The sequence below is a fragment of the Stenotrophomonas sp. yr243 genome (assembly GCF_900184195.1).
GTDB lineage: Bacteria > Pseudomonadota > Gammaproteobacteria > Xanthomonadales > Xanthomonadaceae > Stenotrophomonas > Stenotrophomonas lactitubi.
Genome location: NZ_FXWT01000002.1, coordinates 331,609 through 352,539, shown reverse-complemented (window position 1 = coordinate 352,539; position 20,931 = coordinate 331,609). Strand labels below are relative to the sequence as shown.

Sequence of the window (20,931 nt, the reverse complement as noted above, 5' to 3'; positions counted from 1 at the left end):
CCCTGTCTGCGCCGTCTTGGCGTGGAGATCGCGGAACTGGAAATCCCCTTCGCTCCTCTTTCGGTCTTCCGGTTCTTGTCGAACCGATAGTTCAGTCGTTGCTTGGTTTGGAGATGCTAAAAGATCGTTAGCTGGAGGTTTTCATCATCCGTTGTCCGGAGCGCGAATGATCGCTGCACTTTTGCCAATCAGACGGTGCTTTGATTTTTCAGGGCGATCCAACCGGACAGAATTCTGGTCGTTCTTTCTGCTTGCTGCTCTCGTCGCGGCGCTCAGCTATAGCTTGGACAATGCCGGATACTGGCTGATCGGCACCGATCTACACAGCTGGGAACTGTCCTCGCTTCTCGGGGATGTGGGACGGGTGGTAGCGTTGGTTGCACTCATGCTTTTCCCGCTGCCAATGCTCGCGCTGACCATTCGAAGACTGCACGACATTGATGAGTCTGGGTGGTTCGTTGTGATTGCGTTGGTTCCTCTAGGGGTTTTCGTTCTGTTTCCGGTGATGCTTCTCCCCGGCAGCGAGGAAGAGAATAGATTTGGTTGACTACCATGGACCCTGCCGCTTCGGTTGCGCGGGTTGGGATTCGATTTCCTTCGCCCGCTCCAGAACCCAGACCCCGGAAGCGGCATTGTCGCTTCCGGGGTTCTTGTTTGCGCACGGCGTACAGATTCAAACAATCCCCATGTCCGGCCGCTGCGGTCTTCGCTAGCGTGTTGCTCTCATTTCAGGGAGTAGCCAGGCATGGATCGCAGGGATGACGTCGTCACCGCGCTGCATCGGATCTTTCTTTCCGCCGGCATCGGCTCGGCCAAACAGGTTGAAGCGGTTCGAGCACTCGGGCGCGCCGGTGGTCCGGAGGCAGCGCAGTTGATCGGGCAGATCTATCAGGGGGCTTTCAGTGGGTCGGCAATCCAGATGGCCTGCATCGCGGCGCTGGGCGAAGCGGCGCGCGCTTATCCGCCGGCGCTGCCAGGCTCCGATTGAGCGGGGCAGCCACTACCGCGCGTTGACCGAACAGCATCATCCAGGCGCAACGCCGCCACGCTATGCTGCGCGCCTGCCGACCGATCCCACTGCGATGAAGCTCGCCATCCTGTCCCGCAATACCCGGCTGTACTCCACCCGTCGGCTGGTCGAGGCTGCGCGCGCGCGCGGCCATACCGTACGCATCCTGGATCCGCTGCGCTGCTACATGCGCATCGCCGCGGACGGCTTTTCCATGCACTACAAGGGACGGCCCATGACCGGTGTGGACGCGGTCATCCCGCGTATCGGCGCCTCGGTCACCCGCTATGGCACGGCCGTACTGCGCCAGTTCGAACTGATGGGCGCGCGCACGCCCAACCCGTCCGACGCGATCCTGCGCTCGCGCGACAAGCTGCGGGCGCACCAACTGCTGGCGGCCAAGGGCATCGACATGCCGGTCACCGTCTTTGGCGACAACCCGGATGACACCGTCGACCTGTTGTCCATGCTCGGCCCGCCGCCGCACGTGGTGAAGCTCAATGAAGGCACCCAGGGCCGCGGGGTGATCCTCACCGAAAAGGCCAGTGCTTCGCGTGGCATCGTCGAAGCCCTGCGAGGGCTGTATGCCAACTTCCTGATGCAGGAGTTCATCGGCGAGGCCAAGGGTGCCGACCTGCGCTGCTTCGTGGTCGGCGACCAGGTGGTGGCGTCGATGCAGCGCCAGGCGCCAGAGGGGGATTTCCGCTCGAACCTGCATGCCGGCGGCACTGCGGTGGCGTCCAAGGCCAGCCGGACCGAGCAGCAGGTGGCGGTGCGCTCGGCCAAGGCGTTGGGGCTGGGCGTCTGTGGGGTGGACCTGATCCGCTCCGAGCGCGGCCCGCTGGTGCTGGAGGTGAACTCCACCCCGGGTCTGGAAGGGATCGAGGCTGCCTGCGGGGTGGATGTGGCCGCTCGCATCATCGAGCATGTCGAGAAAATCAAAAGATCCTGATATTTCAATGTCTTGCAATTTAATTCAGGCAGGGTTGGCGGGTTTAACACCGCTTTAATCGCCCCGGGCGTAGCCTTCAACGAACCGCAGCTCTGCCTCTCAGCAGGATCGGTATCGGGATACAACTTCAGGCCCAGGCGGGTGCACCGCCTGGGTCTTTTTTATGCTCGATGTCCCCCTGCCAAGGGTCCCTTGTGGGCGCGCGGGGACACTCGTAGAGTTGGGCCTTCGTTCCGAAGGATCGGGGGGTTGGCGATGTACCGCACCACGATGATCGTGCTGTTGCTGTGCCTGCCTGGCGCTGCACTGGCCAAGCCGGGAAAAGCCGCTGTGCAGATGGACCGCCAGGGCCCGGTGGCCGAGCAGGTCCGCCAGGTCGAAAAAGCCCTGCAGCAGGGTGATTACAACGAAATCTCAGCTGACGACCGCAGTCAGGTCCAGCAGGCACTGGCGCGGATCACCCAGCGGATGGGCGACCGGCAGAACGTCCAGGAGCTGCCACCGCAGGTGCAGAACGACGTCTTCAACGATCAGGAGCGGATCAACAGCATCCTGACGCGCGCCCACGACGACAGCCGGCAGATCTGCTCATACCAGCGCACCACGGGCAGCAACATGCCCAAGAGCCGCTGCATGACCGTGGCCGAACGGCGCCGTATCGAAGAGAAGGGCAAGGCCCTGCTCAACGACCAGCGCACCTACAGCAACTTGAACCCGGATTCCAAGCTTTAGGGCCACCTGCACCCCGCCGGGCAGCACTTGCTGGCCGAGCGCGCATCCGCATACAGTCGGCGTTCACCTCAAACAGGGATTCGTTTGTCATGAAACAGCCAGTGATGTTGGTTCTGGTTTCGGCATTGATCCTGGCTTCTGCTTCGGCAGCGGCCAAGACCGCCGGGGAGGTGTTCCTGCCGGGCAAGCCGTTGTTGCAGCAGGTCGAGCGCATCGAACTCGAGCTCAACGATGGCGAAACCTATTCCGAATTGCGTCAGGAGGACCGTGGCAGGGTGCGCGAGACCCTGGTGCGCATCCGCAGCGCGGCCGAAAGGTATGGTGCCAGGGAAGCCATGCCTGAATCGGTACGAACTGAGATCTTCAACGATCAGCAGATCGTGAACACGGTTTTGACACAGGCACGTGAAGATAGTCGTCTAATATGCCGACGTGAGAAGGCCATTGGATCCAACATGTCGTCCACGCAATGCATGACCGTTGCCGAGCGCAACCGGGCGAGGGGTAACGCACTGCGTGACATGGATCAGGCCCATCGCGGCGGCAATTTCGTTAAATAGAGGTGACAGTGAGAATCCTGGTAATCGAAGACAACAGCGACATTGCGGCCAATCTGGGCGACTACCTGGAGGACCGGGGCCACACCGTGGACTTCGCTGCCGACGGAGTGACCGGGTTGCATCTGGCTGTCGTGCACGAGTTCGACGCGATTGTCCTGGATCTCAACCTGCCGGGCATGGACGGTATCGAGGTCTGCCGCAAGCTTCGCAACGAAGCACGTAAGCAGACGCCGGTGCTGATGTTGACCGCGCGCGATTCGCTGGACAACAAACTGGCCGGCTTTGATTCCGGTGCTGACGACTACCTGATCAAGCCGTTCGCGCTGCAGGAAGTGGAAGTACGTCTGAACGCCCTGTCGCGTCGCGGCAAGGGCGTGCAGACCCGCGTGCTGGAAACCGGTGACCTGGAGTACAACCTGGATACGCTGGAAGTGCGCCGCCAGGGCAAGCTGCTGCAGCTCAACCCGACCGCGCTGAAAATCCTGCAGGCGTTGATGGAAGCGGCCCCGGCCGTGGTCACCCGGCAGGAACTGGAAACCCGTGTCTGGGGCGAAGAGCTGCCGGATTCCGATTCGCTGCGCGTGCACATCCATGGCCTGCGCGCCGTGGTGGACAAGCCCTTTGAAGTGCCGATGATCCAGACCCGCCATGGCATCGGATACCGCATCGCCACGCCGGAAGCCTGATTCTGTGGCAAGCAAGGGGGAGCGCCGGCGCACGCCTTATCGGCGACGCCTGCGCAGCCGCATCATCGTCTCGTTCGTGTTGTTGGGCTTCTGCCTGACGACACTGTTCGCGTTCGCCACCAACTGGGCCCGCATGCGGGTGGAAAACCAGTTGGTGGAAGACGTGATGAACCGCAACATCAGCGAGTACGTGCGGCGTTACTACGAAAGCCCGGACCGCAACCCCGATCTGCCGGTGCAGCAGATGCGCGCGCGCCTGATCAAGCCGGACAAGTTCGATGCGCTGCGCGAGGAAGAGCCGGACTGGTACGAGTTCAAGGACGGCCTGTACAACATGGGCGGTGTGGACGAGCGCGGTGAGCGCTATTCCTACAAGCTGGCCGTGCGCAAGACCCCCGATGCCTGGGCGTTCCTGGCCTACGACATGACCGACAGTGTTCGCGGTGGGCAGCAGCTCAACCGCGCGCTGTTCCTGTCGGTGCTGGTGTTCAGCCTGTTGTCGCTGGTGCTGGGCTGGTGGTCGGCCTCCAAGGTGATGAAGCCGGTCTCGGATCTGGCCGCACGCCTGCGTGCGTACCGTGGCGGCACCAGCGACCCCGAACCCTTGGCGCCGCGCTTCCCCGATGACGAAGTGGGGCAGTTGGCCCAGGCGCTGGATGACTATTCTTCGCGGCTGACCGAAGTGGTGCAGCGCGACCGTGAGTTCAATGCGGACGTCAGCCATGAGCTGCGTACGCCGCTGGCGGTGATCCGTGGCGCTACCGAGCTGCTGCTGACCCGCCCGGGCCTGGACGAAAAGGTCCTGCAGCGCCTGCAGCGCATCCAGCGGGCGGAGCAGCAGTGCAGTGATCTGATCGGTGCCTTGCTGCTGCTGTCGCGCAACGAGCGCGGGCAGGGCAGCAGCAATGTGGCCCGTGTGGCCGAACAGCTGCTGGATGCGCATCGCGCCCAGTTGGGTGGCAAGCCGCTGGAACTGCATCTGGATGGTGGACGCGATCTGGTCATCGACGCCCCCGAAGCGGCGTTGTCGGTGGCGCTGGGCAACCTGATCGGCAACGCGGTGAAGTATTCGCAGGATGGCGAGGTACGCGTGCATGTGGGCGCCAATGCCGTATCGGTGACCGACAGCGGGCCCGGCCTGAGCGAGGAGGATGCCGCCAAGCTGTTCCAGCGCGGCTATCGCGGTACCCATGCTGGCCACTCGCAGGGCGGCGGCATCGGCCTGTCGATCGTCAGCCGCCTGTGCGATCTGTACGGCTGGCAGGTAAGCGTGCGCCCGGGCGGCGCCCGTGGCGTGATCGCCACGCTGACGTTCTCGCCGAAGCCGCTGTAACCCATTCTGGCTGCTGCTTTGGTAGGTGCCGACCTTGGTCGGCACGAATCCATCCGTCGTCGAAATCTCCCACTCGGCGCGAAATGTCGGCCGCTTTGGTAGGTGCCGACCTTGGTCGGCACGAATCCACCCGTCGTCGAAATCTCCCACTCGGCGCGAAATGTCGCATGCAGCGGCAATGCAGCTTTCGCGAAGGCGCGGCGTTTCTGGTCCAGCACGACACCTGCGTGACGCACTCCGCGCTATGCGCGTGTCACACCGCACGGTTCCGCAGACGGTTGGCCCACATGGCGTTTTCGCCTCATGACCGTAGTGCATGCAGCTGGCGAGATGGCATGGCTGGGGCCATCGCCCTGGCCGGGATTGGCGTCCTGAATAAACCCGACAACTTGAAAGCTCCAGATGCGCTTTGGCCATCATGGAAAATGCACCGCATGCCTTCTGCTTCGGCGGGCGGTGCGTGGGGACTCGCAAGAGTCCGCTGGAGTCTTTTTCCTTGCTTTCGAGTTGTTGGGTCTCCGGTACGCCAACCCGCACCGTCCGCCACCCCGCATCCGCGGGTGGCCTTGCCGTCTGCGAGGAGCATTGCCATGTCTGCACGCACCACCTATCCGAACCTGCGCCGCCTGGTCGGCGAATCCGCCGATCAGTTGCCGGCCGACATCGCCGAACGCATCGAAGACGTGCTGGCCGAACCCAGCGACCTGCTACCGGCACTAATGGCGCGCATGGATGGCCGCGACAACGCCGATGGCCAGACCCGGCAGGGGGTAGGTCTCACCCCGTCGCAGGCAGTGACCCTGGCCAGCCTCAGCCGCACCCTGGCCGGTCTCAATGCGTTGATCCAGATGCTGCACGCCGCCGAAGCGGCCCGGGTGCAGGGCAGTGCAGGCCAGCAACTGCCGCCGGACGTAGTGGAGGGTTTGTTGCTGGCCGCCCGCGAACTGGCCCGCTACGCCCGCCAGCAACTGGAGTAGATCCACGCCATGCGTGGATGCTCATCCCCGCACTGCGCGACTGTTCCATGGGTATCCAACAGCGCCGGGCCACGCCCGGCGGTTGTTACCAGATCAGACTGGTAGTCGAGCAAGCACGATGCCCGTCATGCTGCAGGCTCCTATTCGGATCGCGACAGTGCGTCAGTCACCGGCGTGCATGAGTCCGTACGCAAGTACGAACTCCTGCGCAGTCTCGTCCCCACCTTCAGCGGCACGCCTGATCCAGGCACGGGCCTCTGTCCTGGCCTGCTTCACTCCCTTGCCATGGAGCAAAGCAAGGCCGTACTCGTACATCGCTGGGGGATAACCTGCCTCGGCTGCCGATTTGAAGCAGGTGGCCGCGCGCGCAACATCGATTTCCACTGAGTCGCCGAACAGATAGCGCATGCCGAGTTGCAAAATCGCCGGGGCATAGCTCTTCGCGGCTGCGGCACGGAGCTGACGGATGGAGTGCTCCTCAAACACTTCGGACGTTTCGCCGGATATGCTCAGATGGGCGGCGAGAAAAACAGCCTCGCCACTATCCGAGTCCAAATGGGCGCGGATGTGCTCCAATGCGGCCGTGATCTGGCCGTCATTCAATAGTCTTTCAAAGACTGTTGTCATTTGTGTCGGCAGGTTCATGGCGAGCCGGCGGATATCGTAGGCAAAAGGACGGTTGCCCAAGGATTTCCGGGAAACGTCGACACAAGGGCGAGGCATGTCGAAGCGTAGATCAAAACGTAGACCAAAACGCAGGCCAAAACGTAGGCCCCTTGTCGTACTGTTCGGTCTGGCCCTCGCCGCCTGCTCGGCTTTGAGCGGTTGGGCAGTGCTGCACTATGAAGTCAGCGAACTGTCCGGTCGGTGCCGCGTGTTCTGTGGCGTGGGCACGATGGTCAAGCATCTCTTCGGACCGTTGGCGTATCAATGGGGTGTTGCGATGATCTTCTTTCTTCTCGCAGTCCTGTGTGTGGATCTGGCAATCCGCAGGGGCATTCAAGATCGCTGATTGCCTCGGGGTTGTGAATTGCCCCGGCCGGGCATCGTCCTGCGCGCGATGCAGATCACTCAAGAGGCGACATCAGCCATGCAGGGTGAAGCCCGCCCTTACCCGCTAGCCAACCCCAGATACCGCAGGTGCAAGCGCTCCACCTGCGCCTGCAGGTCATTCGGATGGCCATCATTGACCACCACGTCATCGGCCAGCGCCAGGCGCTGCGCGCGGCGGGCCTGCGCGGCGATCATCTGGTTGGCCAGCGCGGCGTCGATGCCGTCGCGCTGCATCAGCCGGGCGTGCTGTACCGCCTCGGGCGCGTCCACCAGCAGCACCCGGTCCAGCCACGGGTAGGCCTGGCGGCCGCCCACTTCGGTCAACAGCGGGATCGCCGCCAGCGCATAGGGGCTGGCGGCCTGCTCGCACTGCTGCTGCATCAGACGTCGGATGGCCGGGTGCGTGATCGCTTCCAGCGCCGTCCGCTCGGCCGGGTCTGCAAAGATGTGGGCACGCAGACGCGCCCGGTCCAGGCTGCCGTCGGCCAGCAGCATGTCCGCGCCGAAACGCTCGGCAATCAGGGACAGGGCAGGACTGCCGATTGCCACCACCGCGCGCGCGGCCAGGTCGGCATCGGCCACAACGACTCCCAGCGCCTCGAAGCGCCGGGTCACCTCACTCTTGCCCGAGGCGATGCCGCCGGTCAGGCCAACCACATACTGGCTCATGGGGACTCCCCTCAGCGCAGCCCGCTCATCACCAGATACTGGTTCAGCAGGGGCTCGCCCCACATGAAGAACAGCCAGCCGGCCAGGGCCAGGTAGGGGCCGAAGGGAATCGGCGTCGCCCGGTCACGGCCACGGCTGTACAGCCAGATCGAGCCGATGATGGCGCCCAGTACGGACGACATCAGGATGATCGGCAGGATGCCCTTCATGCCACACCAGGCCCCCAGCGCGGCCAGCAGCTTGAAATCGCCGTGGCCCATGCCTTCCTTGCCGGTCAGTTGTTTGAACAGCCACCACACCGACCACAGCGACAGGTAGCCGAGCAAGGCGCCGAGCAGGGCCGGTTTGGCCGGCATGTACAGGTTGTCGATGCTGCCTATCAACCCCAGCCACATCAGGGGCAGGGTCAACTGATCCGGTAGCAGCTGGGTGCGCAGGTCGATGCCGGACAGGGCGATCAGGAAGCAGGTCAGCACGATCGCGCCGAAGCCCTGCCAGCCGAAGCCGAACTGCCACACGCAGGCCAGCACCATCACTGCAGTCAGCGCTTCCACCAGCGGGTACTGGATGGAGATCGGTGCCTTGCAGTGGCGGCACTTGCCGCCCTGGATGATCCAGCTGAACAGCGGAATGTTCTCGTACCAGGCCAGCTTGTGCTTGCAGTGCGGGCAGTGCGAAGGCTCCACCACGATGCCCGGCGGGGGCGGCTCGTAGAAGTCCGGCTCCTCCAGCACTTCGCGCGCATCGCGCTTCCACTGCCATTCCAGCCGCTTGGGCAGGCGCAGGATGACGACGTTCAGGAAGCTGCCCAGAAGCAGTCCCAGGCCGGCCGCAGCGGGGTAGCCGAGGCCGGGATGCTGGTCGAGAAATGCCATGTATGTTTTATCCGACGACGGCGCCGAGCTTGAAGATGGGAAGGTACATGGCAATCACCATGCCGCCAACAATGGTACCAATGAACACCATGATCATCGGTTCCAGCAGGCTGCTCAGGGCATCCACCGAATTGTTGACTTCCTGCTCGTAGTACTCGGCCACCTTGAACAGCATGGCATCCAGGGCACCAGCCTCTTCGCCGATGCCGGTCATCTGGATGACCATGTGCGGGAACAGGTTGGTCTGCTTCATGGATACGTTGACCGGATAACCCACAGACACGTCATCGCGCATCCGCAGCACCGCCTCTTCATACACCGTGTTGCCGGTAGCGCCCGCCACGATGCCGAGTGCCTCCACCAGCGGCACGCCCGCCTTGAACGTCACAGCGGTGGTACGGGCGAAGCGGGCGATGGCGCTGTTGTGCATGATCTGGCCGATCACCGGCACCTTCAGCACGAACCGGTCCATGGCGTGCTGCATCTTCGGCGAACGCTTGTAGGCCATTACTGCACCGACCGCCGTTCCAATTGCAACAATCAGCATCAACCACCACCACGACACCATGAACCGCGACAGGTTCACCACCAACATCGTGAAGGCGGGCAGGTCGGCGCCGAAGCTCTTGAACACATCCTCGAACTGCGGCACCACGAACACCAGCATGATGCCGCTGACCAGCATGGCGACAACCACCACCATGATCGGGTAGAACAGCGCCTTCTTGATCTTGCCCTTCAGCGCCTCGATGTTCTCTTTGTAGGTGGCTACCGTGTCCAGCACGGTTTCCAGCACACCGGCGCCTTCGCCGGCCCGCACCAGGTTGCGGTAGAGCTCGTCGAACTGCACCGGATGCTTGCTGACCGCCTCATACAGCGAGGAGCCGCCCTCGATATCGGTGCGGATGGTGTCCACCATCTTCTTCATGCGCGGGTTTTTGTGCCCGCTGCCGATGATGTCCAATGCCGACACGATCGGTACGCCGGATTTCATCATCGTGGCCATCTGCCGGCTGAAGAAGGCGATGTCCCGCGGTTTGATCGGCTTTCCGGCAGCACCGAACAACGGTTTGGGCTTCGTTTTTACCGTGCCTGGGTTGATGCCCTGGCGGCGCAGTTCGGCCCTCAGCAGGTTGGCATTCTTGGCCAGCTGCTCGCCCTTCATCTTCACGCCCCGCTTGTCGGTCCCCTCCCAGACAAACGGCTGCAGCTCCATGGTGGCGCGCGCCACCGGTTCTTTCTTGATCGCACTGCGACTGACAGACATGTTGGCTCCCCGGCCCGCCATCCCCAGACGGGCATCCAGTTGCCGATGGTAGCGGGTTCGTTGCCGTCTGGGCAGTTGGTGAGCCGGCCAGAATGCAATTTCGTGCCGGCGACCGACCAAAGGTGACGCACTGCGTCACTTTGCCGCGTCCATCGCAGATTCGGATGCGGGGGGTTCCCATCCACGAAATTGCTGCCATCATGGGCGCGGGGAAATCCAGGGGGAGGCGTGCCGGGGTTGGCACGCAACCTGCGTTGATCCACCCGCAGGGCACAGGACCCGCTCATCCGGCGATGCCGGCTCGTAACCTGTGCACTGAAATCAACCACCACTATCTTGGGGATGTACCACAATGAAGAACCAGAAGGGCTTCACCCTTATCGAACTGATGATCGTCGTCGCGATCATCGCCATCCTGGCTGCCATCGCACTGCCGGCTTACCAGGACTACACCTCGAAGTCGAAGGTCACCGCTGCCCTGGCCGACCTGGCCTCGCACAAGACCCAGTTCGAGATGGAAAAGAGTGCAGGTCGCGATCCGAATCCGAATAGTGCTGGCTTCCAGGGCACCTCGACCGGCAGCTGCTCGACGATCGCCGTGGACGGTGATGGTATGACTTGCACCATCCGTGATCCGGGCCGCATCGGTTCCGCCTCCACCATCGCGTTGACTTACACGGATTCGGTTGTTGATGCGACCACTGGCGCCATCACGACTGCCGGCGGTTTCGCCTGTGTCACCACTGCTGTTGACGCCAAGTTCAAGCCCAAGGGCTGCAGCTGATCGACATGATCAATGGGGGGCGTAGGAGCTATTCTTCCTAGCCTTGCATGCGATAGTCACAAGGCCCGCTTTTGCGGGCCTTGTGCTGACCGGAACATGAAAATACGTCAGCACACAGCGATGGGGATTGCTGGATCAAACAGGGGGAGTCATGAACACGCAGAAGGGCTTCACGCTCATCGAACTGATGATCGTGGTGGCCATCATCGCCATCCTGGCGGCCATCGCGACGGTGGCGTTCCAGCCGTACATCGTCCGCACTCAGTTGGCTGCGGCTTTGGCCGATATCACTCCAGGCAAGACCAAGGTGGAGATCCTCATCAATGAGGCCCGCTCGGCGAGCCTGGTAACGCCGGCCTACATCGGTGTAGCCCAGAACGCGCACTGCTCCAACGTCGAGGCCGAACTCAGCGACTCCGGCGTCGGCCATATCAGCTGCACCTTGAAGGGACACAGCGCCCTGGAAGGCAAAGACCTGATCCTACGCCGCTCGGCCGAGGGCATCTGGAGCTGCGACGGCAGCGCATTCGAAGCGCGCTATCGCCCGACCGGCTGTTGATCACATTTCCGCCCTCCAATGGGATGTCGGCGGACCGTTGACGGGGCTATCATCCCCGGGGGAGTCAGGATCATGCCTGCCGGGCCGGCAACGCCGGGCAAGGCAACATTGCTCATGGATTGGCGATGCCGTGCGCCGTTGGGGTGCGACGGGTTCTGCTGCCCCGCGCTGCGCCTTCGCAGGGCGCACTGCACCGCCAGACCCATGAGCCAAGGATTCATATGACCGTCGTTACCACTGCCAATCTCGTCGGCATCACCGGCCTGGCCCGTCGCCTGGTCCAGGACGGGGCGCTGGATGAGGTCGCCGCCCGCGACGCCATGGCCAAGGCCACCGCTGCGCGTCAGCCGCTGCCAACCTGGTTCGCCCAGAACAAGGTGGTCGGCGCTGCCCAGCTCGCGGCCGCCAACTCACTCGAGTTCGGCATGCCGCTGTTCGACGTGTCCACGTTCGACAGCAGCCAGAACGCGATGAACCTGGTCAGCGAGGAGCTGCTGCGCAAGCACAACGTGCTGCCGCTATTCAAGCGCGGTGGCAAGCTGTTCGTCGGTACCAGCAACCCCACCCACTCGCTGGATGAGATCAAGTTTCACACCAATCTGGTGGTGGAACCGATTCTGGTGGACGAGGACCAGATCCGCCGCACGTTGGAGCAGTGGCATGCCAGCCACGACACCATGGGCGATGCGCTGGGCAGTGACGATGACGGCATGGCCAACCTCGATGTTGGCGGTGGTGACGACGACATGGCCAGCACCGACAGCGGTATCGACGCCAAGGGCGACGACACCCCGGTGGTCAAATTCGTCAACAAGGTGTTGGTCGATGCCATCCGTAAGGGCGCGTCGGATATCCACTTCGAGCCCTACGAAGACGACTACCGCGTGCGCCTGCGCATCGACGGCCTTCTGAAGATGGTCGCGCGTGCGCCGAACAAGCTCAACCAGCGCATTGCCGCGCGCCTGAAGGTGATGGCGCAGCTGGATATCGCCGAGAAGCGCGTGCCGCAGGATGGTCGCATCAAGCTCAACCTGTCCAAGACCCGGCAGATCGACTTCCGCGTCAGCACGTTGCCGACGTTGTTCGGCGAGAAGGTGGTGCTGCGTATCCTCGATGGCAGCGCGGCCAAGCTCGGTATCGACAAGCTGGGTTACGAACCGGATCAGCAGAAGCTGTTCCTGGACGCGATCCACAAGCCTTACGGCATGGTGCTGGTGACCGGCCCGACCGGTTCGGGCAAGACGGTGTCGCTGTATACCGCGCTGGGCATCCTCAACGACGAGACCCGCAACATCTCCACCGCCGAAGACCCGGTGGAAATCCGCCTGCCCGGCGTCAACCAGGTGCAGCAGAACAACAAGCGCGGCATGACCTTCGCCGCAGCGCTGCGCTCGTTCCTGCGACAGGATCCGGACATCATCATGGTCGGCGAAATCCGCGACCTGGAAACTGCCGAGATCGCGATCAAGGCTGCGCAGACCGGCCACATGGTGCTGTCCACGCTGCATACCAACGACGCGCCGCAGACCATCGCGCGCCTGATGAACATGGGCATTGCGCCGTACAACATCACCAGTTCGGTGACGTTGGTGATCGCCCAGCGCCTGGCGCGTCGCCTGTGTTCGAACTGCAAGCGCCCGGCCAACCTGCCTGCGCATGCGTTGCTGGCCGAGGGCTTCACCCAGGCGCAGCTGGATGCGGGCATCGAGCTGTATGAAGCCGTTGGCTGTGATGAATGCACCGAAGGCTACAAGGGTCGCACCGGCATCTACCAGGTGATGCCGATGACCGACGAGATCGCCACCATCGTTCTGGCGGGCGGCAACGCGCTGCAGATTGCCGAGGCCGCGCAGGCGATCGGCGTGAACGATCTGCGGCAGTCGGCGCTGAAGAAGGCGGCCGCGGGCGTGACCAGCCTGGCCGAGATCAACCGCGTCACCAAGGATTGATGCAGTAGATCCACGCCATGCGTGGATGGCGGTCAGTGTCCAGTAGATCCACGCCATGCGTGGATGCGTGGCGCATGAGGTTGCCGGCCAGCGGCCGGCACTACCTATTCCATCCCCAGCTTCTTCAGCTTGTAACGCAGTGCGCGGAAGGTGATGCCCAGCTGCGCGGCAGTGCGGGTCTTGTTCCAGCGGTTTTCTTCCAGCGCGCGCTGGATGGCACTGCGCTCGAGCTGCTCGATGTACGAGGGCAGGGCGGCGCTGCCGGGGTGCAGATCAACCACGGCTTCGGCATGAGCAGCACTGCCCGGCGAGCGCGGGGCGTGCTGCGGCAGGCGCAGGTCGTCGGCACCGATGCAGTCTTCCTCGGCCAGCGCCAGCGCGCGTTCCAGGATGTTCTCCAGCTCGCGCACATTTCCCGGGAAGCCATACTGGGCCAGCGCGTCCAGTGCCGAGGGCGCCAGCAGCGGGGTGGCGCGGCCATGGCTGCGGGCCAGCCGTGCCAGGATCGACGCGGCCAGCGCCGGCAGGTCCTGGCGGCGCTCGCGCAGCGGCGGCACGCGCAGTTCGATCACGTTGATGCGGTAGTACAGGTCGTGGCGGAAACGCCCGTCTTCGACCAGCTCGGCCAGGTCCTTGTGGGTGGCTGAAAGGATGCGCACGTCCACCGGTTCTTCGCTGGGTGCGCCAACCGCGCGCACCGATTTCTCCTGGATCGCACGCAGCAGCTTCACCTGCATCTGCAGCGGCAATTCGGCCACTTCATCCAGGAACAAGGTGCCGCCATGCGCGGCCTGGAACAGCCCCGGCTTGTCGGCATGGGCGCCGGTGAAGCTGCCCTTGCGGTGGCCGAAGAACTCGCTCTCCATCAACTCGGTGGGAATGGCGCCACAGTTGACCGGCACGAACGGTCCGGCCGCGCGTGCGCCCTGCGCATGGATGGTGCGCGCAACCAGTTCCTTGCCTACGCCGGATTCGCCCAGAATATAGACCGGCGCCTGGCTGCGCGCGACCTTGCCGATGGTGGCGCGCAGCACATCCATGGCCGGTGAGTCGCCGAGCAGGCGCGCGGCCTGTTCTGCAGCTGGGCCGGCAACGGGGCGTTCGCTGTTGTTGAGTTCCAGCGCATGTTTGACCAGGCCGCGCAGCACGGCGATGTCCACCGGCTTGCTGACGAAATCGAAGGCACCGGCTTTCAGCGCTTCCACTGCCAGGTCCATGCTGCCGAAGGCGGTGATCATCGCCACCGGCGTGCGCGGGTAGTGCTGGGCGATCTCGCTGACCAGTTCGATGCCGTTGCCGTCCGGCAGACGCATGTCGGTGATGCACAGGTCGTACGGATTGCTGGCCAGCAGCTCGCGGGCTTCGGCGAGGTTGGCGGCGGTGCTGATGCGCAGGCCCATGCGGCCGAGGGTCAACACCAGCAGTTCGCGGATATCGCGTTCATCGTCGACGACGAGGGCGCTGCGGGTTTCGTTCATGGGTGGGAAAGATAGCCGAGGGGGTGGAATGCGACAAATGCTTGAGGCACGGAATCAGTGTGGCAGCAAGGTGTGCGGGCCGGGCAGAACCAGGCGGAAGCAGGAACCGCCGGCGGGGACGGGGATGTAATCCAGCCGCGCCTGGTTGGCCCTGCACAGCTCGCGGGCGATATACAGCCCCAGGCCGGTGCCGTGCTCGGAGGTGGTGAAGAAGGGGCGGAACAGCTGCGCGGCGACGGTCTCGGGAATGCCGGGGCCACGGTCCATCACGTCGATCACCGCACTGCGTTCGTGCTGGGCCACGCGCAGTCTTACGCGCGCAGGCTGCTGGCCGATGCGGCCGTACTTCAGGGCGTTGTGCACCAGCACGGTCAGCACCTGGTACAGATGGCGCGGGTCGACCTGTGCCGGCACCGAGGTGTCGTTGATGATCGGCTCGATGCTGTCGGTTTCCAGCGTCTGCCCCTGCTTGTACTCCAGTACGAAGCGGCGCACGAAGGCGGCCAGGTCCACGTTTTCCGGGTTGGCGCGTTCGCGCCGGGCCAGGCCGAGCACGCTCTCGACGATGCCGTTGGTGCGTTGGCACTGCTGGTGGATGATCTGCAGCAGGCGGCGGTCGCTGTCGTTGAAGCCGGTGCCTTCTTCCAGCAGCTGCACGGCGTAGTTGATGGCCGCCAGCGGGTTGCGGATCTCGTGGGCAAGGCTCGCCGAGAAGCGCCCCATCGCCGACAGGGTGAGCGATTCGGCGCGGCGCGAGACCACGCTGGAGTCATCCAGGAACACCAGCACCAGGTCGCTGCCGGCCAGCAGGCGGGCAAAGCGCGGTTGTACTTCCGGCTGGTCGGGGTTGAGCTGCAGCGGCATTTCGTCCTGCGCCCAGCCGTTGCGCCAGCGCTGCAGGCGGCGCGCCAGCTCGGGGGCGACGCTGGCCAGGTCGAGGCGGCCGGATTCACTGTTGCCGTCGTTGTCGCCCAGCAGAATCGATGCGGCTTCGTTGGCCAGGGTGATGCGGTTGTCGGCGTCCACCACGACCACGCCGGTGCGCATGCGGCGGATGATCAGTTCGTTGATCTGGAACAGGTTGGCCACTTCGTCGCCACGCTGGTTGGCCAGCTGCTGGTTGCGGCGCGCACGGTTGCCGACTTGGTAGCTGATGAAGGCCAGCGCCAGGTAACTGGTGGCAAACATCGCCAGCTCGGCCAGGGTGCGGGTGGGATCGCCGCCTTCCAGGACCTTCCACAGGTATTCGGCGGCGGTGGCGACGCTGGCGGCCAGCGCCAGCAGCAGGCCCCAGCTGAGCGGCAGCAGGGTGGCGGCGGCAGCGATATTGAACAGCAGCGACATCGAGATGCCGGCGCTGGCGCCGGGCAGGGCATGTGCCAGCAGACTGGCGGCGACGATGTCCAGCAGCACGCCGCCGACGACGATGGGCCGCAGCCAGCGCTCGTTGCGGCCGATCACCAGCAGCAGCAGCGACAACAGCAGATAGACGGCGCCGACCGAATAGGCCAGGCGGGGGTGATGGGCTTCGCCGCTGATCGCCGACAGCGGGCTGTACAGCAGGGCGGCGATGACCGAGGCGATCAGCACCCGGTACAGGGCGAAGAAATACAGCTCTCGCCGCGGTATCGATTCGATGCGGTCGATCAATGAAGCACTGGGTGACACGCCGGAACTCCCCTTCTGGCTGCCTGGAACTGGATCATGCCGGCGGTGGGCCGAACCTGCCCGACGTCCCCCGATCGTCGGATGTGCTCGCTGCCCGGTTGCCGGCACCGTGGGCTCGAATTTACGGGACCAGTATAGGGGGCCTGTAGCGGGCTGGGCTGCGCAATCGGCCCGGGCCGGCCTTTGGGTGGCGAGCCGGGCCGTGCCGCAACTGCCTGAATGCCCGTGGAAATCTGGCCGGTTGCGGCCTTTTGTCCATACTTCTTTGCGCCCCGGCGCCGGCTCGGCCACAATAGTGGGCCCGCCGCGGTCCATGCCGGCGCCCCGCCGGGGCCCTGAGGAATTGCGTGCGGTCGTTCCTATTCCCACGGTGACGCATGAATTTCCACGAATACCAGTCAAAACAACTGCTTGCCGAGTACGGCATCCCGGTCCCGGCCGGCAAGGTCGCTGCGACCCCGGACGAAGCTGTTGCCGCTGCCAACTCCCTGGGCCAGGGCCCCTGGATGGTCAAGGCGCAGATCCACGCTGGCGGCCGCGGCAAGGCTGGCGGCGTCAAGTTCTGCAAGACCACCGACGACGTGAAGGCCGCTGCGGCCAAGATGCTCGGCACCAAGATGGCCACCTACCAGACCGCTGGCGTTGAACTGCCGGTCAACCTGGTGCTGGTGACCACCGCTGGCGAGATCGTCAAGGAACTGTACCTGTCGGTGCTGGTTGACCGTGGCACCAAGACCATCACCTACATCGCTTCTTCGGAAGGCGGCGTGGAGATCGAGCAGGTCGCCGCTGAAACCCCGGAGCTGATCCATTCGCTGAACGTCGACTTCGTCGAAGGCGTGCAGGGTTACCACGGTCGTGATTTCGGCTTCAAGCTGGGCCTGACCGCCAAGCAGGCCGGCCAGTTCGCCAACATCATGGTGAACCTGTACCGCCTGTTCAACGAAAAGGACCTGGCGCTGGTTGAAATCAACCCGCTGGCCATCCTGGACGACGGCAACCTGTACGCGCTGGACGGCAAGTTCGACAGCGACGACAACGCCGCGTTCCGCCAGAAGGCCCTGGTCGCCATGCGCGACAAGACCCAGGAAGATCCGACCGAAGTGATCGCTTCGGAGCTGGACATCAACTACGTCACCATGGACGGCAACATCGGTTGCATGGTCAACGGCGCAGGCCTGGCCATGGCCACCATGGACGTCATCAAGCTCAACGGCGGCGAGCCGGCGAACTTCCTGGACGTGGGCGGCGGTGCCAACAAGCAGCGCGTCATCGAAGCGTTCAAGCTGATCCTGTCCTCGGACAAGGTCGAAGGCATCTTCGTCAACATCTTCGGCGGCATCGTCCGCTGCGACATGATTGCCGAAGGCATCATCGCTGCTGTGAAGGAAGTGGGCGTCAAGGTTCCGGTCGTGGTGCGCCTGGAAGGCACCAACGTGGAAGAAGGCAAGCAACTGCTGCGTGACAGCGGCATGGCCATCATCCCGGCCGACAACATCAACGACGGTGCCAAGAAGGTCGTCGAAGCTGTCAAGAACGCCGCCTGATCCGACACCGAAGGAAATCCAATGTCAGTTTTGATCAATAAGAACACCAAGGTGATCGTGCAGGGCTTCACCGGCCAGCAGGGCACCTTCCACGCCACTCAGATGATCGAGTACGGCACCCAGGTTGTTGGCGGCGTGACCCCGGGCAAGGGTGGCACCACCCATATCGACCTGCCGGTCTTCAACACCGTTGCCGACGCCGTGCAGAGCACCGGCGCCAACGCTTCGGTCATCTACGTGCCGCCGCCGTACGCGGCTGACGCGATCCTGGAAGCCGCTGCTGCCGGCATCAAGGTCATCGTCTGCATCACCGAAGGCATCCCGGTGCTGGACATGCTGCGCGTCAAGAACGTGCTGACCCGTTCGCATCCGGACACCGTGCTGATCGGGCCGAACTGCCCGGGCGTCATCACCCCGGGTGAGTGCAAGATCGGCATCATGCCGGGCCACATCCACAAGCCGGGCAAGATCGGCATCGTGTCGCGTTCGGGCACCCTGACCTATGAAGCGGTCAAGCAGACCACCGAAGTCGGCCTGGGCCAGTCCACCTGCATCGGCATCGGTGGTGACCCGATCAACGGCCTGAGCTTCGTCGACTGCCTGAAGCTGTTCAACGAAGACCCGCAGACCGAAGGCATCATCATGGTCGGCGAAATCGGCGGCGATGCTGAAGAAGCCGGTGCCGAGTACATCAAGAACCACGTGAAGAAGCCGGTCGTCGGTTTCATCGCCGGTGCTTCGGCTCCGGCCGGCAAGCGCATGGGCCACGCCGGTGCGATCGCATCGGGCGGCAAGGGCACTGCCGAAGGCAAGTTTGCTGCAATGGAAGCTGCTGGCGTCGTCACCGTGCGTTCGCCGGGCGACCTGGGCGCTGCCATCGCCAAGCTGGTGAAATAAGATCGACTGCCTCCGGCAGACGATTCTGTAGAGCCGAGCCCACGCTCGGCTGCTTCAAACAGAAAGGCCGCCTCCGGGCGGCCTTTCTGCGTCTGCAATGGGGTCAGATTCCTTTTGCCGCGCAAAAGGGGATCTGACCCCGGGCCGAGCGCCATCCACGCATGGCGTGGATCTACTGAGCAGGGCCTGTCCATGGAGTGGGAGCGCCCGGCGCGCAGATGGCGCGGCGCTACAATGTGCGTATTGCAACCACAGGCTGGACCCTCATGGCTTCGATCCGCATCGCGATGGCGCAGTTCGACTTCCCGGTTGGCGATGTCGCCGGCAACACCGAGCGCATCATCGAGATGATCGGCCAGGCGCGCGACGAGTACGGCGCCGGGCTGGTGATGTTCCCCGAGCTGGCAGTCAGCGGCTATCCGCCGGAGGACCTGCTGCTGCGCCCGGGCTTCCTGTACGAGTGCGAGCAGGCGATGACCCGCATTGCCGCTGCCTGCCGTGGCATCACCGTCGTGGTCGGTTGGCCGCAGGCGGCCGGTGCGGTGGTCTACAACGCGGCCAGCGTGCTGCGCGATGGACTTGTGGAGCAGACCTACCGCAAGCGCGAGCTGCCCAATTACGCGGTATTCGACGAGCGCCGCTACTTCGATGTCGACCCGGACGGTGGCAGCTGCGTGTTCGAGGTTGATGGCATTCCGGTTGGCCTGCTGATCTGCGAAGACCTGTGGTTCGCCGAGCCGCTGGCCGATACGGTGCGTGCCGGTGCGCAGCTGGTGGTGGTGCCAAACGCTTCGCCGTACGAGCGCGGCAAGCACGCCCAGCGCGATGCGGTGCTGGCTGCGCGTACCCGCGAAAGCGGCGCGGCCATCGCCTACCTCAACGTGGTGGGCGGCCAGGATGCGCTGGTGTTCGATGGCGCATCGGTGGTGGCCGATGGCGATGGCACGGTGCATCCGGCGGCGGCCGCCTTCGTCGACCAGTGGCTGGTGGTGGAGTACGACGGCGCTACGCGCCGCTTCATGCCACACGTGTGGATGGACGATGGCGACGAGAGCATGGACGCGCTGGCCTGGCGCGCGGTGACCCGCGGCATCCAGGACTACTGCAGCAAGAACGGTTTCAAGAAGGTGTGGCTGGGTCTGTCCGGCGGCATCGACTCGGCGATCGTGCTGGCGATGGCGGTCGATGCGCTGGGTGCGGAGAACGTCACCGCCGTGCGCCTGCCCTCGCGCTATACCGCCGGCATGTCCAACGACCTGGCCGCCGAGCAGTGCGAGGCGCTGGGCGTGAAGCTGGAAGCCGTTTCCATCGAGCCGGCATTCCAGGGCCTGATGCAGGCGCTGGCACCGATGTTCGAGGGCACCACGCCGGATGTGACCGAAGAGAACCTGCAGTCGCGCAGCCGTGGCGTGATCCTGATGGCGCTGGCCAACAAGTTCGGCGGCCTGCTGCTGACCACCGGCAACAAGAGCGAATACGCGGTGGGCTACGCCACGATCTATGGCGACATGTGTGGCGGCTACGCGCCGCTGAAGGATCTGTACAAGACCGAGGTGTTCGGCCTGTCCAAGTGGCGCAACACGGTGGGCGGCGCGCCGGTGATCCCGCCGGCAGTGATCAGCCGCCCACCATCGGCCGAACTGCGTGAGAACCAGACCGACCAGGATTCGCTGCCGGCCTACGATGTGCTGGACGGCATCCTGTACCGCTACATCGACCAGGAGCAGTCGCGCACGGAGATCGTCGCCGCCGGCTATGACGCGGCCGTGGTGGATCGTGTGCTGCGTCTGGTGCGCATCAGCGAGTGGAAGCGCCACCAGGCCGCGCCAGGCCCGAAGGTCTCGCGCCGCGCGTTCGGGCGTGAGCGCCGGTATCCGATCAGCAACGGCTACAAGAGCTGAGGCGAGCGCTGGGTGGGTGCGGACCCTGGTCCGCG

At 64.1% G+C, this 20,931-nt stretch carries 20 protein-coding genes; 14 read left to right on the top strand and 6 right to left on the bottom strand.

Annotated features, from left to right (window positions below; genetic code table 11):
* Positions 1-166: 166 nt before the first annotated feature.
* The 8 genes from QOL57_RS08350 to QOL57_RS08315 all read left to right on the top strand — a co-directional run bounded on the left by QOL57_RS08350 (position 167) and on the right by QOL57_RS08315 (position 6,249).
* Positions 167-547 carry a DUF805 domain-containing protein gene (locus tag QOL57_RS08350; protein WP_089236610.1) on the top strand — a complete coding sequence of 127 codons (381 nt, stop codon included), beginning with the start codon at positions 167-169 and terminating at the stop codon, positions 545-547.
* A gap of 198 nt (positions 548-745) precedes the next feature.
* Positions 746-988, top strand: coding sequence for a hypothetical protein (locus QOL57_RS08345; protein ID WP_089236609.1), 243 nt, complete (start codon positions 746-748; stop codon positions 986-988).
* Positions 989-1,082: 94 nt separating this feature from the next.
* The gene (gene rimK / locus QOL57_RS08340; protein ID WP_089238074.1) at positions 1,083-1,961 is read left to right on the top strand and encodes a 30S ribosomal protein S6--L-glutamate ligase; all 879 of its coding nucleotides are present in this window, start codon (positions 1,083-1,085) and stop codon (positions 1,959-1,961) included.
* A 255-nt stretch (positions 1,962-2,216) separates the two neighbouring features.
* A complete protein-coding gene (locus QOL57_RS08335; protein WP_089236608.1) occupies positions 2,217-2,693 on the top strand; it encodes a hypothetical protein in 477 nt (158 codons plus the stop codon).
* Between the two features lie 89 nt (positions 2,694-2,782).
* A complete protein-coding gene (locus QOL57_RS08330) occupies positions 2,783-3,253 on the top strand; it encodes a hypothetical protein (RefSeq protein ID WP_089236607.1) in 471 nt (156 codons plus the stop codon).
* An 8-nt stretch (positions 3,254-3,261) separates the two neighbouring features.
* The gene (locus QOL57_RS08325; protein ID WP_025874286.1) at positions 3,262-3,939 is read left to right on the top strand and encodes a response regulator transcription factor; all 678 of its coding nucleotides are present in this window, start codon (positions 3,262-3,264) and stop codon (positions 3,937-3,939) included.
* Positions 3,902-5,272 carry a HAMP domain-containing sensor histidine kinase gene (locus QOL57_RS08320; RefSeq protein WP_089236606.1) on the top strand — a complete coding sequence of 457 codons (1,371 nt, stop codon included), beginning with the start codon at positions 3,902-3,904 and terminating at the stop codon, positions 5,270-5,272. Before QOL57_RS08325 ends, QOL57_RS08320 begins: the two co-directional genes overlap by 38 nt.
* Before the next feature lie 590 nt (positions 5,273-5,862).
* Positions 5,863-6,249, top strand: a complete 387-nt coding sequence (locus tag QOL57_RS08315; RefSeq protein WP_089236605.1) for a hypothetical protein — start codon at positions 5,863-5,865, stop codon at positions 6,247-6,249.
* 162 nt (positions 6,250-6,411) lie between these two features.
* Here the strand turns inward: QOL57_RS08315 and QOL57_RS08310 are convergent, their stop codons facing one another.
* The 4 genes from QOL57_RS08310 to QOL57_RS08295 all read right to left on the bottom strand — a co-directional run bounded on the left by QOL57_RS08310 (position 6,412) and on the right by QOL57_RS08295 (position 10,113).
* A complete protein-coding gene (locus QOL57_RS08310) occupies positions 6,412-6,936 on the bottom strand; it encodes a tetratricopeptide repeat protein (RefSeq protein WP_176429830.1) in 525 nt (174 codons plus the stop codon).
* 423 nt (positions 6,937-7,359) lie between these two features.
* The gene (gene coaE / locus QOL57_RS08305) at positions 7,360-7,971 is read right to left on the bottom strand and encodes a dephospho-CoA kinase (RefSeq protein WP_089236603.1); all 612 of its coding nucleotides are present in this window, start codon (positions 7,969-7,971) and stop codon (positions 7,360-7,362) included.
* An 11-nt stretch (positions 7,972-7,982) separates the two neighbouring features.
* Positions 7,983-8,846 carry an A24 family peptidase gene (locus QOL57_RS08300; RefSeq protein ID WP_089236602.1) on the bottom strand — a complete coding sequence of 288 codons (864 nt, stop codon included), beginning with the start codon at positions 8,844-8,846 and terminating at the stop codon, positions 7,983-7,985.
* A 7-nt stretch (positions 8,847-8,853) separates the two neighbouring features.
* Positions 8,854-10,113 (bottom strand): type II secretion system F family protein, encoded by a 1,260-nt coding sequence (locus QOL57_RS08295; RefSeq protein WP_089236601.1) that lies wholly within the window; start codon positions 10,111-10,113, stop codon positions 8,854-8,856.
* Between the two features lie 352 nt (positions 10,114-10,465).
* Between QOL57_RS08295 and QOL57_RS08290 the strand changes: the two genes are divergently transcribed.
* The 3 genes from QOL57_RS08290 to pilB all read left to right on the top strand — a co-directional run bounded on the left by QOL57_RS08290 (position 10,466) and on the right by pilB (position 13,405).
* Complete coding sequence (locus QOL57_RS08290; protein WP_089236600.1) at positions 10,466-10,897, top strand: pilin; 432 nt, start codon at positions 10,466-10,468, stop codon at positions 10,895-10,897.
* Positions 10,898-11,048: 151 nt separating this feature from the next.
* On the top strand, positions 11,049-11,456 hold the full coding sequence (locus QOL57_RS08285; RefSeq protein ID WP_089236599.1) for a pilin: 408 nt from the start codon (positions 11,049-11,051) through the stop codon (positions 11,454-11,456).
* Between the two features lie 221 nt (positions 11,457-11,677).
* Positions 11,678-13,405: a type IV-A pilus assembly ATPase PilB gene (pilB, locus tag QOL57_RS08280; protein ID WP_089236598.1), complete on the top strand. Its 1,728-nt coding sequence runs from the start codon at positions 11,678-11,680 to the stop codon at positions 13,403-13,405.
* Between the two features lie 104 nt (positions 13,406-13,509).
* Here pilB and QOL57_RS08275 read toward each other — a convergent pair whose 3' ends face one another.
* Complete coding sequence (locus tag QOL57_RS08275) at positions 13,510-14,883, bottom strand: sigma-54 dependent transcriptional regulator (protein WP_089236597.1); 1,374 nt, start codon at positions 14,881-14,883, stop codon at positions 13,510-13,512.
* A gap of 54 nt (positions 14,884-14,937) precedes the next feature.
* Positions 14,938-16,551, bottom strand: coding sequence for an ATP-binding protein (locus QOL57_RS08270; protein WP_089236596.1), 1,614 nt, complete (start codon positions 16,549-16,551; stop codon positions 14,938-14,940).
* Positions 16,552-16,928: 377 nt separating this feature from the next.
* Here QOL57_RS08270 and sucC point away from each other — a divergent pair, with 377 nt between their 5' ends.
* From sucC to QOL57_RS08255, 3 genes are all read left to right on the top strand, one after another.
* On the top strand, positions 16,929-18,098 hold the full coding sequence (sucC, locus tag QOL57_RS08265) for an ADP-forming succinate--CoA ligase subunit beta (protein WP_025874298.1): 1,170 nt from the start codon (positions 16,929-16,931) through the stop codon (positions 18,096-18,098).
* Positions 18,099-18,119: 21 nt separating this feature from the next.
* Positions 18,120-18,995: a succinate--CoA ligase subunit alpha gene (gene sucD / locus QOL57_RS08260; RefSeq protein ID WP_089236595.1), complete on the top strand. Its 876-nt coding sequence runs from the start codon at positions 18,120-18,122 to the stop codon at positions 18,993-18,995.
* Positions 18,996-19,261: 266 nt separating this feature from the next.
* Positions 19,262-20,896: an NAD+ synthase gene (locus QOL57_RS08255; protein WP_089238072.1), complete on the top strand. Its 1,635-nt coding sequence runs from the start codon at positions 19,262-19,264 to the stop codon at positions 20,894-20,896.
* The last annotated feature ends 35 nt before the right edge of the window (positions 20,897-20,931 follow it).

Coding starts and splice junctions, on each gene's coding strand:
- QOL57_RS08275 (WP_089236597.1), bottom strand. CDS start 14,883: ATGAACGAAACCCGCAGCGCCCTCGTCGTCGACGATGAACGCGATATC.
- QOL57_RS08255 (WP_089238072.1), top strand. CDS start 19,262: ATGGCTTCGATCCGCATCGCGATGGCGCAGTTCGACTTCCCGGTTGGC.
- QOL57_RS08300 (WP_089236602.1), bottom strand. CDS start 8,846: ATGGCATTTCTCGACCAGCATCCCGGCCTCGGCTACCCCGCTGCGGCC.
- QOL57_RS08315 (WP_089236605.1), top strand. CDS start 5,863: ATGTCTGCACGCACCACCTATCCGAACCTGCGCCGCCTGGTCGGCGAA.
- QOL57_RS08295 (WP_089236601.1), bottom strand. CDS start 10,113: ATGTCTGTCAGTCGCAGTGCGATCAAGAAAGAACCGGTGGCGCGCGCC.
- pilB (WP_089236598.1), top strand. CDS start 11,678: ATGACCGTCGTTACCACTGCCAATCTCGTCGGCATCACCGGCCTGGCC.
- sucC (WP_025874298.1), top strand. CDS start 16,929: ATGAATTTCCACGAATACCAGTCAAAACAACTGCTTGCCGAGTACGGC.
- QOL57_RS08335 (WP_089236608.1), top strand. CDS start 2,217: ATGTACCGCACCACGATGATCGTGCTGTTGCTGTGCCTGCCTGGCGCT.
- coaE (WP_089236603.1), bottom strand. CDS start 7,971: ATGAGCCAGTATGTGGTTGGCCTGACCGGCGGCATCGCCTCGGGCAAG.
- sucD (WP_089236595.1), top strand. CDS start 18,120: ATGTCAGTTTTGATCAATAAGAACACCAAGGTGATCGTGCAGGGCTTC.
- rimK (WP_089238074.1), top strand. CDS start 1,083: ATGAAGCTCGCCATCCTGTCCCGCAATACCCGGCTGTACTCCACCCGT.
- QOL57_RS08330 (WP_089236607.1), top strand. CDS start 2,783: ATGAAACAGCCAGTGATGTTGGTTCTGGTTTCGGCATTGATCCTGGCT.
- QOL57_RS08350 (WP_089236610.1), top strand. CDS start 167: ATGATCGCTGCACTTTTGCCAATCAGACGGTGCTTTGATTTTTCAGGG.
- QOL57_RS08285 (WP_089236599.1), top strand. CDS start 11,049: ATGAACACGCAGAAGGGCTTCACGCTCATCGAACTGATGATCGTGGTG.
- QOL57_RS08290 (WP_089236600.1), top strand. CDS start 10,466: ATGAAGAACCAGAAGGGCTTCACCCTTATCGAACTGATGATCGTCGTC.
- QOL57_RS08345 (WP_089236609.1), top strand. CDS start 746: ATGGATCGCAGGGATGACGTCGTCACCGCGCTGCATCGGATCTTTCTT.
- QOL57_RS08320 (WP_089236606.1), top strand. CDS start 3,902: ATGGCATCGGATACCGCATCGCCACGCCGGAAGCCTGATTCTGTGGCA.